This is a genomic window from Halalkalibacter okhensis (genome assembly GCF_000787375.1).
Classification (GTDB): domain Bacteria; phylum Bacillota; class Bacilli; order Bacillales; family Bacillaceae_D; genus Halalkalibacter; species Halalkalibacter okhensis.
The window spans coordinates 40,346-57,723 of record NZ_JRJU01000021.1 but is presented as its reverse complement, the minus strand read 5'-3'; the positions used below and the strand labels follow the sequence as shown (position 1 = coordinate 57,723).

Annotated in this window: 27 protein-coding genes; 24 read left to right on the top strand and 3 right to left on the bottom strand. The window is 34.5% G+C overall.

All coding sequences use genetic code 11. From position 1 onward, the window contains the following. The first annotated feature begins 41 nt into the window (after nt 1-41). Nucleotides 42-590, top strand: coding sequence for a GrpB family protein (locus LQ50_RS15395; RefSeq protein ID WP_034630961.1), 549 nt, complete (start codon nt 42-44; stop codon nt 588-590). 299 nt (nt 591-889) lie between these two features. Here LQ50_RS15395 and LQ50_RS15390 read toward each other — a convergent pair whose 3' ends face one another. Next, nucleotides 890-1,135 carry a hypothetical protein gene (locus LQ50_RS15390; RefSeq protein ID WP_052144798.1) on the bottom strand — a complete coding sequence of 82 codons (246 nt, stop codon included), beginning with the start codon at nt 1,133-1,135 and terminating at the stop codon, nt 890-892. Nucleotides 1,136-1,330: 195 nt separating this feature from the next. Between LQ50_RS15390 and LQ50_RS15385 the strand changes: the two genes are divergently transcribed. The 12 genes from LQ50_RS15385 (at nt 1,331) to LQ50_RS26525 (ending at nt 8,966) form a co-directional block, all read left to right on the top strand. Further along, on the top strand, nt 1,331-2,395 hold the full coding sequence (locus tag LQ50_RS15385) for an ABC transporter permease (protein WP_034630959.1): 1,065 nt from the start codon (nt 1,331-1,333) through the stop codon (nt 2,393-2,395). After that, a complete protein-coding gene (locus tag LQ50_RS15380) occupies nt 2,395-3,075 on the top strand; it encodes an ABC transporter ATP-binding protein (RefSeq protein ID WP_034630956.1) in 681 nt (226 codons plus the stop codon). Before LQ50_RS15385 ends, LQ50_RS15380 begins: the two co-directional genes overlap by 1 nt. A gap of 116 nt (nt 3,076-3,191) precedes the next feature. After that, entirely contained in the window at nt 3,192-4,319 is a 1,128-nt protein-coding gene (locus LQ50_RS15375) for a sensor histidine kinase (RefSeq protein WP_052144797.1), read from the top strand. Next, a complete protein-coding gene (locus LQ50_RS15370; RefSeq protein WP_034630953.1) occupies nt 4,291-4,977 on the top strand; it encodes a response regulator transcription factor in 687 nt (228 codons plus the stop codon). The genes LQ50_RS15375 and LQ50_RS15370 overlap by 29 nt, the downstream gene beginning before the upstream one ends. A gap of 184 nt (nt 4,978-5,161) precedes the next feature. Further along, nucleotides 5,162-5,578: a DUF6220 domain-containing protein gene (locus LQ50_RS15365; protein ID WP_052144796.1), complete on the top strand. Its 417-nt coding sequence runs from the start codon at nt 5,162-5,164 to the stop codon at nt 5,576-5,578. Between the two features lie 4 nt (nt 5,579-5,582). After that, nucleotides 5,583-5,774, top strand: a complete 192-nt coding sequence (locus tag LQ50_RS15360; RefSeq protein WP_034630952.1) for a DUF5957 family protein — start codon at nt 5,583-5,585, stop codon at nt 5,772-5,774. A 200-nt stretch (nt 5,775-5,974) separates the two neighbouring features. Next, nucleotides 5,975-6,430 carry a GNAT family N-acetyltransferase gene (locus LQ50_RS15355; RefSeq protein ID WP_034630950.1) on the top strand — a complete coding sequence of 152 codons (456 nt, stop codon included), beginning with the start codon at nt 5,975-5,977 and terminating at the stop codon, nt 6,428-6,430. Between the two features lie 7 nt (nt 6,431-6,437). Then, entirely contained in the window at nt 6,438-6,626 is a 189-nt protein-coding gene (locus LQ50_RS15350) for a DUF4083 domain-containing protein (RefSeq protein WP_034630948.1), read from the top strand. Nucleotides 6,627-6,700: 74 nt separating this feature from the next. Beyond that, nucleotides 6,701-7,075, top strand: coding sequence for a DUF4181 domain-containing protein (locus LQ50_RS26530; protein ID WP_034630945.1), 375 nt, complete (start codon nt 6,701-6,703; stop codon nt 7,073-7,075). 378 nt (nt 7,076-7,453) lie between these two features. Beyond that, on the top strand, nt 7,454-7,786 hold the full coding sequence (locus LQ50_RS15335; RefSeq protein ID WP_034630941.1) for a hypothetical protein: 333 nt from the start codon (nt 7,454-7,456) through the stop codon (nt 7,784-7,786). 117 nt (nt 7,787-7,903) lie between these two features. Next, complete coding sequence (locus tag LQ50_RS15330) at nt 7,904-8,569, top strand: HAD family hydrolase (protein WP_034630939.1); 666 nt, start codon at nt 7,904-7,906, stop codon at nt 8,567-8,569. A gap of 22 nt (nt 8,570-8,591) precedes the next feature. After that, entirely contained in the window at nt 8,592-8,966 is a 375-nt protein-coding gene (locus tag LQ50_RS26525; RefSeq protein ID WP_034630938.1) for a DUF4181 domain-containing protein, read from the top strand. A gap of 89 nt (nt 8,967-9,055) precedes the next feature. Here the strand turns inward: LQ50_RS26525 and LQ50_RS15320 are convergent, their stop codons facing one another. Next, nucleotides 9,056-10,009 (bottom strand): arsenic resistance protein, encoded by a 954-nt coding sequence (locus tag LQ50_RS15320; protein WP_034630936.1) that lies wholly within the window; start codon nt 10,007-10,009, stop codon nt 9,056-9,058. 208 nt (nt 10,010-10,217) lie between these two features. Between LQ50_RS15320 and LQ50_RS15315 the strand changes: the two genes are divergently transcribed. The 3 genes from LQ50_RS15315 to LQ50_RS15305 all read left to right on the top strand — a co-directional run bounded on the left by LQ50_RS15315 (nt 10,218) and on the right by LQ50_RS15305 (nt 11,857). Then, on the top strand, nt 10,218-10,655 hold the full coding sequence (locus tag LQ50_RS15315; protein ID WP_034630934.1) for a VOC family protein: 438 nt from the start codon (nt 10,218-10,220) through the stop codon (nt 10,653-10,655). A gap of 129 nt (nt 10,656-10,784) precedes the next feature. Next, a complete protein-coding gene (locus LQ50_RS15310) occupies nt 10,785-11,276 on the top strand; it encodes a DinB family protein (RefSeq protein ID WP_084138858.1) in 492 nt (163 codons plus the stop codon). A gap of 116 nt (nt 11,277-11,392) precedes the next feature. Next, on the top strand, nt 11,393-11,857 hold the full coding sequence (locus LQ50_RS15305) for a hypothetical protein (RefSeq protein ID WP_152608230.1): 465 nt from the start codon (nt 11,393-11,395) through the stop codon (nt 11,855-11,857). Nucleotides 11,858-12,093: 236 nt separating this feature from the next. Here the strand turns inward: LQ50_RS15305 and LQ50_RS15300 are convergent, their stop codons facing one another. Then, nucleotides 12,094-12,981 carry an AraC family transcriptional regulator gene (locus LQ50_RS15300; protein WP_034630928.1) on the bottom strand — a complete coding sequence of 296 codons (888 nt, stop codon included), beginning with the start codon at nt 12,979-12,981 and terminating at the stop codon, nt 12,094-12,096. 174 nt (nt 12,982-13,155) lie between these two features. Between LQ50_RS15300 and LQ50_RS15295 the strand changes: the two genes are divergently transcribed. The 8 genes from LQ50_RS15295 (at nt 13,156) to LQ50_RS25470 (ending at nt 17,295) form a co-directional block, all read left to right on the top strand. Next, complete coding sequence (locus LQ50_RS15295) at nt 13,156-13,938, top strand: MBL fold metallo-hydrolase (RefSeq protein ID WP_034630927.1); 783 nt, start codon at nt 13,156-13,158, stop codon at nt 13,936-13,938. A 191-nt stretch (nt 13,939-14,129) separates the two neighbouring features. Continuing rightward, on the top strand, nt 14,130-14,345 hold the full coding sequence (locus LQ50_RS15290) for a hypothetical protein (protein WP_034630926.1): 216 nt from the start codon (nt 14,130-14,132) through the stop codon (nt 14,343-14,345). 375 nt (nt 14,346-14,720) lie between these two features. Further along, entirely contained in the window at nt 14,721-15,170 is a 450-nt protein-coding gene (locus LQ50_RS15285; protein WP_034630924.1) for a GNAT family N-acetyltransferase, read from the top strand. 54 nt (nt 15,171-15,224) lie between these two features. Next, a complete protein-coding gene (locus tag LQ50_RS15280; protein WP_034630922.1) occupies nt 15,225-15,437 on the top strand; it encodes a hypothetical protein in 213 nt (70 codons plus the stop codon). A gap of 125 nt (nt 15,438-15,562) precedes the next feature. Beyond that, nucleotides 15,563-15,955: a DUF4871 domain-containing protein gene (locus tag LQ50_RS15275; protein WP_237563725.1), complete on the top strand. Its 393-nt coding sequence runs from the start codon at nt 15,563-15,565 to the stop codon at nt 15,953-15,955. Nucleotides 15,956-16,285: 330 nt separating this feature from the next. Further along, entirely contained in the window at nt 16,286-16,717 is a 432-nt protein-coding gene (locus LQ50_RS24420; RefSeq protein WP_308417927.1) for an HTH domain-containing protein, read from the top strand. A gap of 91 nt (nt 16,718-16,808) precedes the next feature. Next, nucleotides 16,809-17,114: a TIGR04104 family putative zinc finger protein gene (locus LQ50_RS26520; RefSeq protein WP_034630921.1), complete on the top strand. Its 306-nt coding sequence runs from the start codon at nt 16,809-16,811 to the stop codon at nt 17,112-17,114. A 34-nt stretch (nt 17,115-17,148) separates the two neighbouring features. Next, complete coding sequence (locus LQ50_RS25470) at nt 17,149-17,295, top strand: hypothetical protein (RefSeq protein WP_161784689.1); 147 nt, start codon at nt 17,149-17,151, stop codon at nt 17,293-17,295. The last annotated feature ends 83 nt before the right edge of the window (nt 17,296-17,378 follow it).

Sequence of the window (17,378 nt, the reverse complement as noted above, 5' to 3'; positions counted from 1 at the left end):
GTTTCATATAGCTAAATAATGTGATTTTAAGGAGGGGTCATATGAAAGATATTCAAGATGAAAGCACATGGCCAGTTTGGGCAAATGAAAAAATAGAAATTGTGGATTCAGATCCTAATTGGGTACTAAAGGGTGCACAAGAAAAAGCTCGCCTTCTTGCTCTCTTATCAAGCTTCGGTATCAATGAAATTCAACACTATGGAAGCACGTCTATTCCTAATTTGCCAGCAAAACCAATTATTGATTTAATGACTAAAGTTGATACATTTAAACAGATAGAAGAACTAGCCTCAATTTTAGAGAGCGATGGTTGGAATTATGTACCGCCTCATTTAGATGGGCGTACATGGCAACGATTCTTTGTAAAAGTGGTAAACAATAAAAGAGTAGCACACTTACATATTTTAATAGAGGGAGATGAACGCTGGGATAAACACATCCTCTTTCGCGACCTGTTGCGAAATAATCAACAGTTTATCGAAGATTATGCGATTCTTAAAAGAAGTTTAGCAAAGAAATATAACAATGATAGGGAAGCGTATACGAAGGCAAAAAATGAATTTATTACATATGTCCTAGACACGAATTAAATTTTTGAAGTGTAAACAAAATAATACTCTGTTCAAATGGGGTTATTTTCTTTTCTGTTGAACTAAAGAGTCAATTCTTCAAGAAGGTATTATAGGTAAAACCGCATAGGTGCAATATCTATGCGGCTTCGTGCCCGAATTGTATTGTTTATATGTTTGGAGCCGGGAAGTTAAATTCACTTTTATTAGCTTATGAATTTACATTTTCCTTCCCAAATTGAACCAGCTTTAAAAATAAATAGCTCTTTATACACGAAACAATAAGGTTACTTGATCGATAGCCCCAAAGAAACAGCCCATTACAAGCTGTTTTGGTTTACCTTATTTACATCGCTTAACCCACTTAAATCAAAAGCTACCTCTTTATTGTCCATCCTAGCTAAAAAAGTTACCTTTCTATTAACTACTCTAAATACCGTAAATACAATTGCTTGTCCTTTAATAGTGCCATCATCATTTAGCCATGTGCCTTGCTGTTCAAATATAGTAAAGCTATTTTTGGCATATTGGTGGATGGTGGTAAATTTTAAATTTGCTCGTTTCATCCATTCTCCCAGTGCCTTTATGACGAACTAATTCTAATGAATCGTCTGTCACTTGTTTTTCTTTTTAAAAAGAAAAGTTCTCTACATTTAAGAAACCATTAATAAATAGGAAAGAGTTATTTTAGATTTCCTCTGTATTCTAGGTTTACGTCAGATCACACAGATTCGATGTAGTAGAACAAGAGGAGGAAGATTATGTTTTTAGCATGGAATGAATTTAGGAGGAATAAGATTCGATACTCTTTACTTAGTTTAATTATGATTGCAGTATTATTTTTAGTCTTTTTTATCACGGCATTATCTAATGGGCTGGGGTATGCTGACAGCGCGGCAATGAGTAATTTGAACACGGAATATGTCATTTTAAGTGAAGAAGCAGAAGGGGTCTTAATAAAATCAGAATTAAATAATGAAGATTTAGATGAACTTTTTGATCTGTTAGGTGAACCATATTCCCCGTTAGCGATAACTGTATCTGGATTAGAAAAAGCAAATGAGCGGACTGTAGATGTGGCTTATTTTACGGTTGATACGAAACGGTATGGCGATGTAACCATAACAGAAGGAAAGAATTTAGGGGAATTAAAAGATCAAGAAGTAGTAGTTGATGAAAGTATAAAGCGGTTTGGCTATGAATTACATGACACGATTAAAGATTCTAGAACAGAGGTTGAAATGACGATTGCTGGATTTACAAGAGACCATGTCTACTCCCATATGCCTGTTATTTTTACAGATGAATCGTTTGGGTTTCAGACCTTCTATCGAATGGAAGATACGTATAATGCGGTGCTCTATCATGGTTCAGAGATTGAACTTGAGCATTACAACGTGCAAACATTGGAGGAGACCATAAAGACCATTCCTGGTTATTCAGAAACACAAGGTTCTTTTATGATGATGAAGACATTTTTGTTTATCATTTCTGTTTTTGTGTCTAGTGTTTTCTTTTACGTCATTACTCTTCAAAAGACACATCAGTTTGGAATTTTAAAGGCAATCGGGGCACAAACATGGTACATTGCGAAGTCAATTTTATTGCAGGTTGCCTTCATTACATTAATAGGCTTGCTGTTGAGTAGTCTTGCTTTTTATGGAATTGTTCAAGTAATGCCAGAGGAAATGCCAGTCGTATTATCTTGGCAGTTAGTCGTTGGAACTGGTGGGCTGTTTTTAATCCTAAATATGTTCGGAGCTATGCTTTCTATTTGGAAAGTAGCAAAAGTTGATGCATTAGAAGCAATTGGGAGGATGGAATGATGGGTAAATCAATATTGGAAATTAAAGATGTATCAAAGGACTTTGGGGATGGGAGTAGTACCATTCGTGTTTTGAAAAATATTAATTTAACCGTAAAACAGGGAGAGTTTATAGCTATTGTTGGACCATCTGGTTCAGGAAAAAGTACACTTCTCTCTGTGATAGGTGCTTTGTTGTCGCCGACAGAAGGGGAAATTATGATTGACCATGAGGTTATTCAGCTACAATCAAAAAAACGATTAAGCCAACTCCGCGCGAAAAAAATTGGCTTTATTTTTCAGGCGGCTAACCTAATTCCTTATTTAAATGTTTCAAGTCAATTGAAACTCGTTAATCAAATTGCCAATAACTCTAAAGGTACAGGAGAGAAACGAGCACAGGAGCTTCTTAGCCGTTTAGATCTCCATCAAAGAGTAAACAATTTCCCATCTGAATTATCAGGTGGGGAAAAACAACGAGTCGCCATCGCTAGGGCCTTTATGAATGACCCTTCTATTATTCTTGCAGATGAACCTACAGCTAGCTTGGATTCTGTCCGGGGACGCAAGGTTGTAGAGATGATCTCGCAGGAGGTGAAATCAAGAAACAAAGCGGCTATTATGGTTACCCATGATGAACGAATGTTAGATTTATGTGATAAAGTATATGTGATGAAAGATGGATGTTTGTCTCAGGGATAGAATATATAGGCGGAAGTTGATGAAATGCAGTTGGAAAACAACTGCATTTTTCAGTATGATTACATACATACTGAAAATGGCTAAGAGTGTTAAATTTGTATAAAGGTAGTGATTGAATGACTATCAAGAAGCGGTTATTGCTATCAAATATCGGGATGATCATTATTCCGATATTGGGGTTTCTCGTAATTGAGATTGCATTAGGTTATATTCTGTTTTTTCTATTGAGAGGGAACATAGAAGATGAACTTCAGTTATTTATGACTCTAAGGTTAATCGGAATGCTGTTAGTCATTATCATAACGAATGGACTACTTACTTATTTTGTTTCTAAGAGCATTATACATCCAATAAAAAAGCTGATGAATGCTGCTGAAGAAATCAGTAATGGCAATTTGAATTATCAATTAGATGTAACAAATAAAAGAGATGAACTTGATCAACTGGCAGAGACGTTTGAGTCGATGCGTAAGAAGTTATTGCAGGCCAAAAAGCTCCAAGAAACGTATGAGGAAAATCAGAAGGAATTAATAGCAAGTATCTCACATGACTTAAAGACGCCAATCACTTCGATAAGAGGATATGTAAAAGGGATACAGGATGGAGTAGCCAATACCCCTGATAAGCTGCATCGTTATATGGAAACAATCGATCGGAAAGCTCTAGGGATGAACCAATTAATAGAAGAGTTATTTCTTTACTCGAAACTGGATCTTGAAAGTGTGCCATTTGAGATGGAAGAGGTTGATCTGAATGCCTATATGGAAGACTATATAGAGGAGTTACAATTTGAACTAGAACAAGAAGGATGCACGGTTTTTTATGAAAAGGAGCAAGGTAAGTCATATATCGTTGAAGCTGATCGGGAGAAGGTAAAGCGTGTCGTTGATAATATTATTCAAAATAGCTTAAGGTATCTGAACAAAGATATCAAAAAAATTGAGATTTATTTAAAAGCAAAGGCTGATAATGTCACAGTAGAAATAAAGGATAATGGAATGGGAATACCAGAAGAATCAATAGCATCAATTTTTGACCGCTTTTACCGTATCGATGCGTCGCGAAGTTTAACTACTGGTGGCAGTGGTTTAGGATTAGCCATTGTAAAAAAAATCATACAAGGCCATGGAGGGACGGTTTGGGCGAGTAGTAAATTTGGGGAAGGGACCAGTATTTTCTTTACGTTACCGACACCATATCAAAGGAGGGGAACGAATGGGGAAAATCCTAATCATAGAAGATGAAGAGAGCATTGCAGAATTGGAGAAAGATTATTTAGAAGTGAGTGGATTTGAAAGTGATATAGCGACAACTGGTGAAGAAGGCCTTGAAATGGCATTGAAGCATGATTATCAGCTGATCATTCTAGATTTAATGTTACCAGGAATAGATGGATTTGAACTTTGTAAGAGAATTAGGGAAAAGTTAAACATTCCAATTCTCATGGTAACCGCGAGAAAGGAAGACATTGATATTATTCGAGGATTTGACCGAGGGGCCGATGACTATATCGAAAAGCCATTTAATCCAAATGAGTTAGTAGTAAGAGTGAAAGCACATATATCAAGATACAACCGGCTTATTAATAGTGAAGCATCTCAAAATGAGATCCAAATTCGAGGGCTGGTTATCGATAAAAGCGCGCGTACGGTTTTTGTAAATGAGGATGAAAAGGTTCTTAGGGGAAAAGAGTTTGATTTACTGTTATTTTTAGCGACAAACCCAAACCAAGTATTTAGCAAGGATCATTTATTTGAAAAGGTATGGGGGTATGATTCCATGGGAGATATCTCCACTATTACTGTACACGTCCGAAGAATTAGAGAAAAAATAGAGATAGACCCATCTAAACCAGAGTTCATTGAAACGATTTGGGGAGTAGGCTATCGTTTTAAAAAGTAAATGCAGCAGTTTAAAGAGGAAGAACAAAAGGAAGTAAGTGACCTTTTGTCCTTCCTCTTTTTTTGCTAATCCTAATGGGATTCTAATAGTTAAGAAATATTTAATAATCTAATAATAGTCCGTTTAGAAGTTGTCAGTATACTAACAATTGTATTGATCATGTAAGGAAAAAGGAGTGGTACAGTTGAGTTCAGGTCGATTACGAATCAAGGTTAGTAGATATATGTTTCTACTTTTTATTAGTTTATTTATTTTGTGTGTATTGTTTCAGTTTTTATCAGTAGGTCTTGCGATGTTTGTGGATTCTGGCAATTGGGTTTATCATCGAAACGTTGTTCATTTGTTTGGATGGAATATCCCTTTGCTTTTACTTTTGTTTGCCTACCTTGGATCTCTTCCTAGGTTAATGTACGGGCATATTTTTGGACTGTTTTTTTTCATTTTTGCAATGTATTTCACAGCCAATATGAGATTTCAAATACCATGGATCGGAGCATTGCATCCCTTATTCGGTTTATTGCTATTAGCAATCTCCTGTCGCAGTTTAAAAAGCATTATCAAGATGATCTTTAGTAAAAATGAGCAGCAAGAAGGGGTGTAGCCATATGAAAATGTTTATAGCGGTGATTGTCGGGTTAATTGGAGGATTTATTCTAGGAATCGCCTTATCAAGCTTAATTGGTATCATCGGCATAACCGTTTTTAACCAGGCTATGGGAATTAAGTTTTTACCTTATTATACAGCAGTAGTATGTTCAGTTATCGTTCCTATTATTGAATATAAAAAAGGCAGATAGGTATAGCGAATCATTATATTTAAAGATACGGTGCGTTCCTGTAAATCTAATCAGGAGCGTTTTTTTTTGATGAATAAGAGGTAAAAAATGTTAAAATGAAACAAGCAGTAATTCAAACGTTAATAGAAGGTGGATGAAGGCATTTTTTAATCATTTAGATAAAAGTTTTTTTTGAGTGAACATGTAGGAGGTACAGTTGTATGAAGACTAGCATTTTAAATAAAAGTGAATATGAGGAAATGAAAGATTTGTTTTTAGATGTTTTTTCAAATGACCCTTGGTTTGATAAGTGGGAAGATGAAAAACAAGTAGACTTGTATTTAAAAGACCTGACAGACAATCAAAATTCGTTGTCATTAGCCTTTTATGATGAAAATCAAAAGTTAGTTGGCGGATCATTAGGCTATGTTTTTAACTGGTGGGAAGGTCGGGAATATTTTATTAAGGAATTCTTTATTTCAAGAGAAAAACAAAATCAAGGGCTAGGCAGTATGTTTTTTGAACAAATAAGTGACCTTTTGAAAGCTGAAGAAATCAAGCATATATGGTTAGCCACAGAAAAAACGGTGCCGGCATATCATTTTTATCATAAAAATGGATTTTCTGAATTGAAAGATTCAGCTTTTCTTATGAAAAAAGTATTCGAAAGGAGGTAATTGGAAATTGGATGTTACATGGGGGTCAATTCTTTATCAACTCGTTTCATTTGGACTAATCGCTTTAATGATTATTTCGTTAGCACTTTTTATAAGAAGGTTACTTGCAAATTCGACTGAAAAACATAATCAACAAAAAGAACTTGGAAAGAAACTAGATAGGATAATAGAAATAATGGAAAAGGATAAAAGATAAGATAGTTTTTTATTAAGTATCAATAAAATTATATACTTTTTCCTAGGTTTGGGAATTCTGGGGGCGACATAGGTGTGGGTTTAACTTTATCTTTATTGTATTTATTTATCATAGGTTTGATAGTTGCCTATTTCGCTAAAATACTTAGACGAAAACTAAATATACGAAAAATAAAATATGAAAAAAAGCCAAAGTTGCAGACATTAGGGGAATCTTTACTTATCTTTTTATTTGTGTTCTCAGTTGAATTTATAGAGACTACTTCATATCTGATAACGTGGAAAACGTTTGTATTTTTAATAGCATTTATTGGTTTTGTTGCATTCATGCAGTGGAAGCACCATCCGAATAGACAGGAATATGTTATTACGATTGTTGTAGGTTTCGTATTTTTGTTCATCTTTTCATTTAATTTGGTTTTTCAATTCCCTAATTTTATTTTTAGATAAAAGGGATTCTGAATTAAGAATTTGTTTTTCTGAGGAGTATGGACGTACTGTGTATTACTGGGAGGGTTTAAAAAACGTTTATGGGTGGGGAAAAACAAATGGCAATAATTTACACATCTCCTTTTTGGTTTTCGTTGATAATTGTATTCATTATTATGTTTGTAATAAACTACATAACTCAAATGTTAATAAAGAAGAAAAACGAACAAATTCTAAGCTGGGGTTTTACTCTGATCGTTCTTATCCAAAGTTTAGTCATTACAATCATATTTGAAATCTTATAAGTCTATTATTCTACTAGTCATTAGCGTTGATTAGTGCACGTTCTTATGAGTAAGCATAATAAAGAAACAAAAAATGCAAAGGAGTTTGTTAGACATGATTGATTATAGCTGGCTTAATGTTGGCAGTCTCGTACTTGGGCTAATTGCTTGGATCCTTCCTGTAGTTAATCTGATGAGAGACAAAAAAGATGTCCATAGGAATAATTGGGTCGCTCTTTCTATTATTAGCATCAGCGCTTGTGCTATTTCACTATGTTTTCAAATTTTCTATAATTATCATCTCGTCATGATTGAGGATTGGTCTGCTATTATGGATACAATAGGTGCCGTGGCGTTCGTCTCAGCAGTGCTTCTCATTGTCACCATCATTTTAAATGCAATTACCCTGATTGTCTATCGAAGCAGTCACGGTTTCGGCAAGGCTTAGAATTTTTACTAAGCCTTTTTGAATGTAAATTTCTTTTCAACTAATGAAAAGTATAATCAGGATCCAAGTAAGTCCATTCAGTTTCTGTAATAACCTTATTCCGAGGAGTGGATGAATATGATCAGAGCTGTTATTTTTGATTTAGATGGAACTTTGTTAGATCGAGATGCGTCAGTAAAGGTTTTTATCGAAAAGCAATACAAGCGATTGAATAAATGGGTAAATCATGTATCAATAGAAAAATACAAAACACGATTTATAGAACTTGATAATAGGGGATATGTTTGGAAGGATAAGGTCTATCAACAGTTAGTGGATGAATTTGATATAACTGGTTTGACTTGGGAAGAATTACTCCAAGATTATGTTAGTCAATTTCATGATAGCTGTATTCCATTCCCTAACCTCAATAGTACGTTAGAAAAATTGAAGGATGATAATCTTGTTCTTGGAATGATTACTAATGGCAAAGGGCCATTCCAATTGGCTAATATTAAGGCTTTAGGTATTGAAAAATATTTTGAAACAATTCTTATATCTGAAAGGGAAGGCATGAAAAAGCCTGAACCTCTAATATTTCAAAAAGCCTTAAACAATCTAAATGTTTTACCGTCAGAAAGCATATTTATCGGCGACCATCCAGAAAATGATGTGCAAGCTTCTAAAAATGTAGGCATGAAAAGTGTCTGGAAAAGAGACGATCAATGGGATAACGTGAAAGCAGATTTCGTAGTGGAGGATTTGAAAGAACTACCTTTAATTGTAGAAAACTTAAGAAAGTAATTTATAAAAAAGGGGAACAGATATGGTATTATTCTTATCTCTACTATACATTGGTATATTGGGAATTATTTGTGGTCTTATTGGTAGATACCTACGAGCTAAACTTAACATAAAACCAATAAAATATGAGGAAACCACTTCACTACACAGATTTGTTCCACCCTTCCTGATTTTCATTTACCTTGCTTCAGGACATCTATTTGAACGAACTGGCTATTTAAGTTGGCGAACTTTTTTATTTGTTGGCCTTTTATTTGGAGTAACTGCATTTCTTTATTGGAAAAATCACAGAAAATCTAAAGAGTATCTTATTCAACTGTTCTACGGTGTCTTTATTTTAGTTATTTTTACATTGAGTTTATGGTTTGGTTTTCCATCTTTCATTAACTCTGATTAACACCAAACCTGTTAACCACGTTGCCTTGTTCCGCTATCAAAGCTGATTAAATTAAGATGAAATAAGACTGATGTGTGTTTTCGAGTTATCTATAAACGCTTATTTTTAGAAATAAATAATAAAAGTTGAGTAATGATAGCTAGAATAGGCAATTCCAGTAATGGACCTATCACTAATGTTATAGCAATTAAGGGTTGGTCAGGAAATGCGGTCATAGCAATGGCTAAAGCGATTGGTGAATTTCTTGCTAGCGTAGTTAAGCTTAAACTTATTCTGTCGGAGTTCGGGAACTTCATAAGCTGTCCAACCTTTTGACCTATAAAGAAATTCACAATGAAGAATAGAAGAATAGGAATAGTCAATTGCCACATTAAGTCTAAATGATCAAGCAATAATTGCCCTTGTGAAGCAAACATGGCAACAATTGCAAGGCTTAGAAATATAATCGGTAACACACTGAGATTAGATATGAAGTGTTCTCTTAAATGATGCTTGTTCAGAAAGAACATTTTTGTTAAAAAAGCTAAAACCAATGGTATCAATAAGACAATGATGATACTTTCTACTAGAAATGTAAGCTCTATAACCCCTGTTGTACCACCAAAAATAAGAAGGTAAATAGGGAGCATAATAATTTGTAAGATTAAGTTTAAAGGTAAGATTGCTGTAGATAATGCAACATTTCCTTTAGCTATCCCTGTAAAGATTAAATACCAATCGGTACATGGTGTAACCATAAGCATAATAAATCCAATATACAACGCTGGGTTATCACCTAAAAAGACCATTGCTAGTAGCCATGCTAGGATAGGTGTCCAGAGAAAATTTATAAGGACTGAAGTGTATGTAAACTTGAAGTTTTTAAAAGCTATCTTTATTTCATCGATAGGGATTTGTAAGAAAGTAATATAGAGCATCGCTACTAATAAAGGAACAATAAAGCTTTCGGCATTTTCTCTTATCAGTTCTACTTTTCCTATACCTATCCCAATAACGACGGCTAAGAAAATAATAAGAGTATATAGTCTTTCGAATAAGTTCATTGTATGTCACAACCTGCAAAATTAATTTAATTGCATATGTCATTTTACCTAGCCAGCGCATAGATAACAAGCTCTTATGCTTGTTCCAATTTAAGCTTTTATAGGAGTTGGGTTTATTATGGTTGAATTTGGTATACTTTAATTGAGAAACTGGGGAAAATGGTGAGGTAAAGAAAGAATATATTAACTTGTAAAAGGAGTGTTCATTTTGGTTGGAGTAGAAATTGATATTGTTGTGAAAGATAGCTTAAAAGCATTGGAATTATACGAAGATCTATTTGATATTAAGCGTGTGGAGGTTTCAAACTTTCCTCGTGGTGAAAATGAGGTTGTTTTTACCCTATATGGCGTTCACTTTCATATGCTAGATGAAAATCCAGATTTCCATTTGATCGCACCAAAACCTGACGATCCTAAAACGAGTTGGGTAAATGTTACGGTCCCAGACATTAAGGAAACCTATGCCAAGGCAATGGATTTAGGTTGTACAGAAGTTCAACCAGTGACTGAGCTTTCTGATCATGGAGTATCGAATGCCATATTTATGGATCCCTTTGGTTATATATGGATGCTGCATCAAGTACATAAAGAGGTTAGTCATGAAGAGCGTATACAGCTTTGGGAGGAAAAAAGGGAGAAGAAATAATAGGGTTACTATAAGAACTATAACCTAACCATTATTAATGGAGCGATACTTCAACAGTAACGCTCCTTCTTTATTGTAGACAAGTGACTTTTGGTTCGGTTAATGTCAATATACTTATTAATAGACTAGATGGGGGTGTTTACATTGATTAGTTTTTTTGAATACAACTGGCAGGTCAGAGACGAATGGTTTGACTGGTGTAATCAACTATCAAATCATGAGTTAGTCAAAAGCAGAACGGGAGGAGTAGGAAGTATTTTATATACTCTTTTTCATATAATTGATGTTGAGTATAGCTGGATTCGTGGGATTCAAGGAAAAGAAGATGTAGTGATTAACTATGCTGATTATAATACAGTAGAGAAGGTTAGGTCTCTTTCAGATGGATTTCGAAATGAGATAGTTGAATTTCTAAAAAACAACTTAGAGGATAAAAAAGTGAAAGCTGTGAGTGTCCCTTGGGATGAAGGTAAATATACTGTTGAGGAAATATTACATCATATAATTGCTCATGAGATTCATCACATCGGTCAACTCTCAATTTGGTCAAGAGAGTTAGAACTCAATCCCGTACCTGCTCACTTTATTGGTAGAGAGTATAAATCCATGCATTCTTTTTAAACAAAATGGTGCGCTTTTTACTAATAATGTGGAGAAAGAGTTGAAGAAGAAGCAACTAAAAAAATCTTAGGAGACAATAACTCTAATGAAAATACGCTGGTTTATCTATATAATTATTGGAATTTGGAGTATTTGATTTTTTCTTCCATAACTATATTTCTAATGTACTTGGTCAAGGTGGGACTCTTTGGAGATATTTAACTTACGGTATATGGTTGCTACCGCTTATTCCTATCGCTTTATTTGAAGTAAGAATTTCTAAATCAAAATTGTTTACTGCTTTGGCTTGTAGTTTAACTTGGATCTTCTCCATTATTTCTTATTATCTATATATGGCCGTTCAATTTGCTTTTATAGGTGTTTCAACGAGACCAGAGTTACATATATCCAGCTTAGGTGAACACCCTTACTTTTGGAGCAATTGGAAAAGTCTATTTTGGAAGGATATTGTAGGTAATATAGTTGAATGGAGTGGTGTTGCACTATTAGGTGGGTTTATTATTGGTGTGTTCATTAGCATTATTTATATTTACTTAGGAAAGTTTTTTAAGTCGAGAAAACCCCGAGATGAAAATCTTTAATCAAATGAGTTTGTTATTTGCCATTATTGAATTAAGCGTGCGTTTTTTTATGAACTTAAAGTAAATGCTTGTTGGGTTGAGGAATGGTCAATGGTGGAGAGCGACTATGGGGTAATAAAAAAGCCTAATCTCTTTCTAATAAAAATAGAGAGTAGGCTTTTTAAGTAATCTATATCGAAATAAACTACAAAACTCCTGATGCTTCTCTTAATAAAAGAGATTATTACTATTATGCCTTACCGGTTTATTTTTTTTACAGGAATATAAATATCTATCTCCTTGTTCTCTGATCCGTAGCATCGTTCGTCATACAGCTCAAATTCAATTGAGCCGTGATGTTCATATCCCGATTGTGGAAACCATGTTGTAAAGATATAATTCCAGGTGGACTGAATAGAAGAGACAAATGCTTTCTCTGTTGATGGAGGCGTTGTGAATACGGCATATTCAAGTTCAGGGAAACTTTTGTACACCATTCCTTCAGGAGCTTGAGTCCCTTTTTCTACTTCCATTCCAATAACATATACGAACTCACCAGATTCAGGAAAAAATTCTGTGCATATGCCGAGTTCTTCATTTTTACGTATAGGGTTTGGAATGGTAGCTCCCAATTTATTTTGGATATACTGCTGCCAAAATTCAGGAATGTCTATATTGTTCTGGCCGTCCTTATTCTTTGTTATCAGCTCATATCCAATAACATGAAAAGCGGGTTTAATAAGTATTTTCGGTTCCAATCTAATTCCTCCTTGAGAAAGGTTTGTATTTAGGTAGGCTTTTCCGCGTAAAGGTCCAGATATTCTAGTTGCGTTGCGGTATTTCATGGGTGAGGCGCCATACGACTTTTTGAATGCACGGGTGAATGACTCGTGGGATTGAAACCCAACATCAATAGCAATATTGATCACTTTTTCCTCTGTATAGAATAACCTTTCTGCAGCAAGCGTCAGCCTTCTTTTTCTTACATAATCCATCACAGATTCTCCCACCATCGCCTGGAATACACGATGGTAATGAAAAGGGGAAAAACAAGCAACTTCTGCTAATTTCACTAATGAAATAGGTTCGTGTAAGTTCTCTTCAATATAATCAAGTGTTCTTTGTATACATGCTGAATAATCCATTCCCTTTCACCTACCCTACCTCCACTATAACAACAAACTCTCATTTGCTCTTAACAATTTTTGCTAAATCTATTTTACTTTTATTAATCAAAATAGCCAACTGTGATGTTGCAAGAGGATATTGGATGGGATTGTAGAACAAGTAAGAAAGCAAATGACATAAGGAGGTCATATATGATTAAGGATTTATGGTTTACTGTGCAGCAGATTGATCCTATTACATATGCAATTAGTGAATATGGACATTGGGAGAAGGTTCATTCATTTTTATTAATGGGAGAAGAAAAAGCGATATTAATTGATACCGGTCTTGGTATTGACAATATAAAAAGAATAACTGATCAATTGACTTCATTACCGATTGAAGTCATTACAACTCATGTTCATACGGATCATATAGGAAGTCATGGGCAATTTGAAAAGATCTATGTTCACGAAGCAGATAAAGACTGGTTAGTGAACGGAATTAAAGGTTTATCCATTGAACAAATCAGAAAAGATGTCAGTAGAGATATAACGTTACCTACACCACAAACATTTAACCCTGATACATATCAACCATTTCAAGGAAAGCCAACAGGTTTATTAAATGATGGAGATGCCATTGAGTTGGGGAACAGAAGACTAATGATCTATCATACACCGGGGCATTCTCCAGGACATATAGCTGTTTTGGATAAGACAAACGGATATTTGTTTACCGGAGATTTGCTTTATGATGAGACTCCAATCTATGCGTTTTACCCTTCAACAAACCCAGTTGATTTAGTGAATTCTCTAGAAAAAATTTCCGAGATTCCAAACATCTCAATGATCTACGGTTCTCATAACACTTTAGGGCTTGAACCAAACATTTTGGAAGAAGTGAAAATGGCTGTTAATTTTTTAAGAGAAAAAGAGCTTACGAAATTCGGCACTGGAATTCATTACTTTAAGGGATTTAGTGTCCAGTTTTAAAATGTTCAAATTGACTTAATTAAAGATGACATTGTTGAGTGTTAGTGAGTGTTTTGATGAGTTGCCATTGCAGCTCATTTTTTACGTCGACAACTTGGTAAATAATGTTAAAATAAAGAGGTGGACGTAGTAAGGAGGCAGGCTTCATTCATGAAGCATGTCAAGTTGATTTGGCATAAAGGAGGATCTTTTTGAAAGACTTGAATGTTATTACACTAATTTTATATTTTTCAGCAATAGTTGCAATCAGTACTGGAATACTAATACAAATACAGTTTGATATGAGTGATGGAACTGTAATACTAATAAGTATAGGTAGTTTGTTTGGTGGTTTTCTTTTAATAGGGATAGCTGAGCTTATTAGAGTATTAACAAAAATAAGTCGGCAGCTAGTAGAAAATAAGTAATCAATTCCTCAAGCGGATCCTGATTTCTTTAATATGGATGGAATCGACTATTACGGAAGTGAAATGGATCCTGGTTCCGCTAAAGTCACAAAAATAATGATTTTCAAGGTCAAACAAGAAAATAACGGAACGAGGATCCGTAACCCTGCTCATATTAGCATTTTTTAATAGAATAGCGGAATGAGGCTCCACTCAAACTGCAAAATGAAAAAATAAGTCTTGCCTAAACGGAGATGACTAATGGAGATAGTAGATTTTATATTAGAAAACATCATATTCCTATAAACAATACTCGTATTAGGAGTATTTATCGCGTTGAGAATAAAAGGGAATAACTGAGGTATCACATAAAAATGGATATGGGAGATGAACGCTATGCAATTTCGAAAGGCGAAAAAAGAAGACTTAAAAGATATTGTTCGTATGCTAGCTGATGATGAACTAGGTTCCAAACGTGAAAGATTTGAAGAACCACTACCAGATATATACGATCAATCTTTTAGTGAAATCGAAAAGCAAGCGGGAAACCAAATTCTCTTAGCTATTGAAGGGGGAGCGGTAGTTGGATGTCTGCAACTAACAATTATTCCTGGGTTAGCAAGAATGGGGATGAAACGAGCTCAAATTGAGGGTGTCCGAGTCGATAAAAAGGTTCGAGGGAAAAAGATAGGTGAAAAGTTATTTGAAGAAGCAATGGCTATAGCGAAATCTGAGGGGTGTGGATTGGTACAATTAACGACGGACAAGAACAGAAAAGATGCACATCGATTTTATGAAAAGCTAGGATTTAAAGCGAGTCACGATGGGATGAAATTATCTCTTTAACGAGTCAATTAGTCATTAACGTAGACTAAGAAACAATTATAAGGGGGAAATGATATGGGGGAGAAACGACCAAGATTATCTTTACCAGGTGCCTTAGTCATTTTAAGTATTTGTATTTTATTTTCTGCTTTTAACATTTCAAGTGCGATAAGAGAATCATCAAGGAATCAAATGAACAATGGAATGGTTGAATATGAATTAAGCAGGTTTAATGATAATATTGAAGACTTAATTAAGACACTTCAAGAAAACAATGAAGGAGAATAGTAAGTATTTGATGTTGAAGTATAGAAGTTTCCTTTTTTTCAGCTAGAACTAAGATGACTAGCGGTTGTTGAATTGTAAAGGTGGTACAAAATAAGTTTTCAACGAACTTATAGGAGATGACTTTTTTGAAAAAATTTTGGATGATTTTTGTATTAATTGGCCTATCATTTATGGCAATTGCTTGTAGTTCTAATGAGACAGTAGAATCAACTATTCTTTTGCCAGAAAATATTCCTGGGTTTGTTCAAGAGAGTGATTTTTCCGTAATTGATTGGGAAAAGAAAGCTGTTGAATTTGGTGATAGAGGCATCATTGGAAATGAAAAAAAATCCGGAGTCATCGGTGCTGATATGCCCGTGCTAAATGGTCAAAAATGGATGTGGCATCTATGGGGTGTTGAGAATGTGGAGTTAACCGTTGTTGGCTTTCACAAAGAAACACAAACCGTGCATCAAGTTCTATACAATGGACCAGGTGGAGATTCTATTTGGACAAATCAAGCCGGGGGGAGAAAATAATGGTGCCGATTCACATATGCCTTCTAATATAAAATTACCAGTAACAGGCGAATGGGCATTTTTACTGTACTCAAATGATGACTTATTTGATATTTTGGTTTTTGATATTAATGAATAAATGAGAGAGGTCATTGTTATTGATGCTCTTTAACGTTAGCAGGTAAAAAGGCGTTCTTTTCTAAATAGGGCGCTTTTTTCTTTTTATACCAAAAGAAAAAGAAATTAATGTTAAAATTAAAACAAACATGGGCTTTCCAAGTAACGAAATAAGGAAATGGAGCAGCGTCTCTACGTATTAAAAGGTGATTGGATTGGAGAGATTAAGTGAAAATGGATATTAAAAGTGGAGACCCAAGAGATCATTTGAAAAGCATTCTTGACGATTATAAACTAACTCCTCACACTTTTGGCTTAATTAGTGGACTGGATGAAAAAGAAGTGTTGGATTTTGCTAATTATGAAACGGACTTAGCCCATTTACCTCACGAAAAGGTAGGGCATATGGTATCAATGATTGGTTTATTATCAGACGGAATGACGCTAGTGACGTCGGATGAAAGAGTAAAAGCAATCACCGAAATACTGAATCAACAATTCCAGGTTTCTTTTGAGACACTGGCCCTATATGCAAAGCTAGAAGAAAAAGAAATAAATGCATTTATGAGTGACTGCGATTCTTTAACATATGAAAAACGGTACCAGTTAGCAGTTGTAGTAATGTTTCTGTTTAAGCTGTTTTCTGATAACAATCAAAAATCCTGAAGAGGTTTTTTTAGAACAGCTAAATTAGTGGTTTGAGAAGAGTGTATTTTTTAAACTAATTTTATCTAACAAGAAGACAGGGGGATGAGCAATGCCCACTTGTCAAATGTGCAATAAAAAATGGAGCTGGAAAGAAACAATCAAACGAGGATTCACGTTGGATATAGGGATGAAATGTCCGCATTGTGAAGGGAAGCAGTACCATTCTGAGAAATCGAGGGTACGCATTTTCATATCTTCCCTTATTGTTTTAAGTCCCATGCTTCTTCCAATAGTTTTTAATATGAATTCTTTATTGGTGTTAATTATTTTCTTTGTTTTAGCATGTTTAGTGTTTTTACTACAACCTTTTTTAATTGAGTTGGCTAATCATGAAGAGCAGATAAGAATAAAATAATTTATGCTAATTCGATAATGAAAAAAGTGATGAAGTGTATAAAGCACTATCCTTCAACAAGCATGATCATGACTTTGTTGAAATTGTTTATCCTAAAATAGAAGCGATTGAAGATACGTTCTTATATATGTATAACATCATGGTCTTGGATGAGTTGGTTGTGGAAGTAGATTTAAAATAATATATAACAAATTGGGTGAATGCGCTCTTGTTGCAACAGGAGCGCATTCTTTGTAGCTAATATGAAGAATAGGTTAATAGATC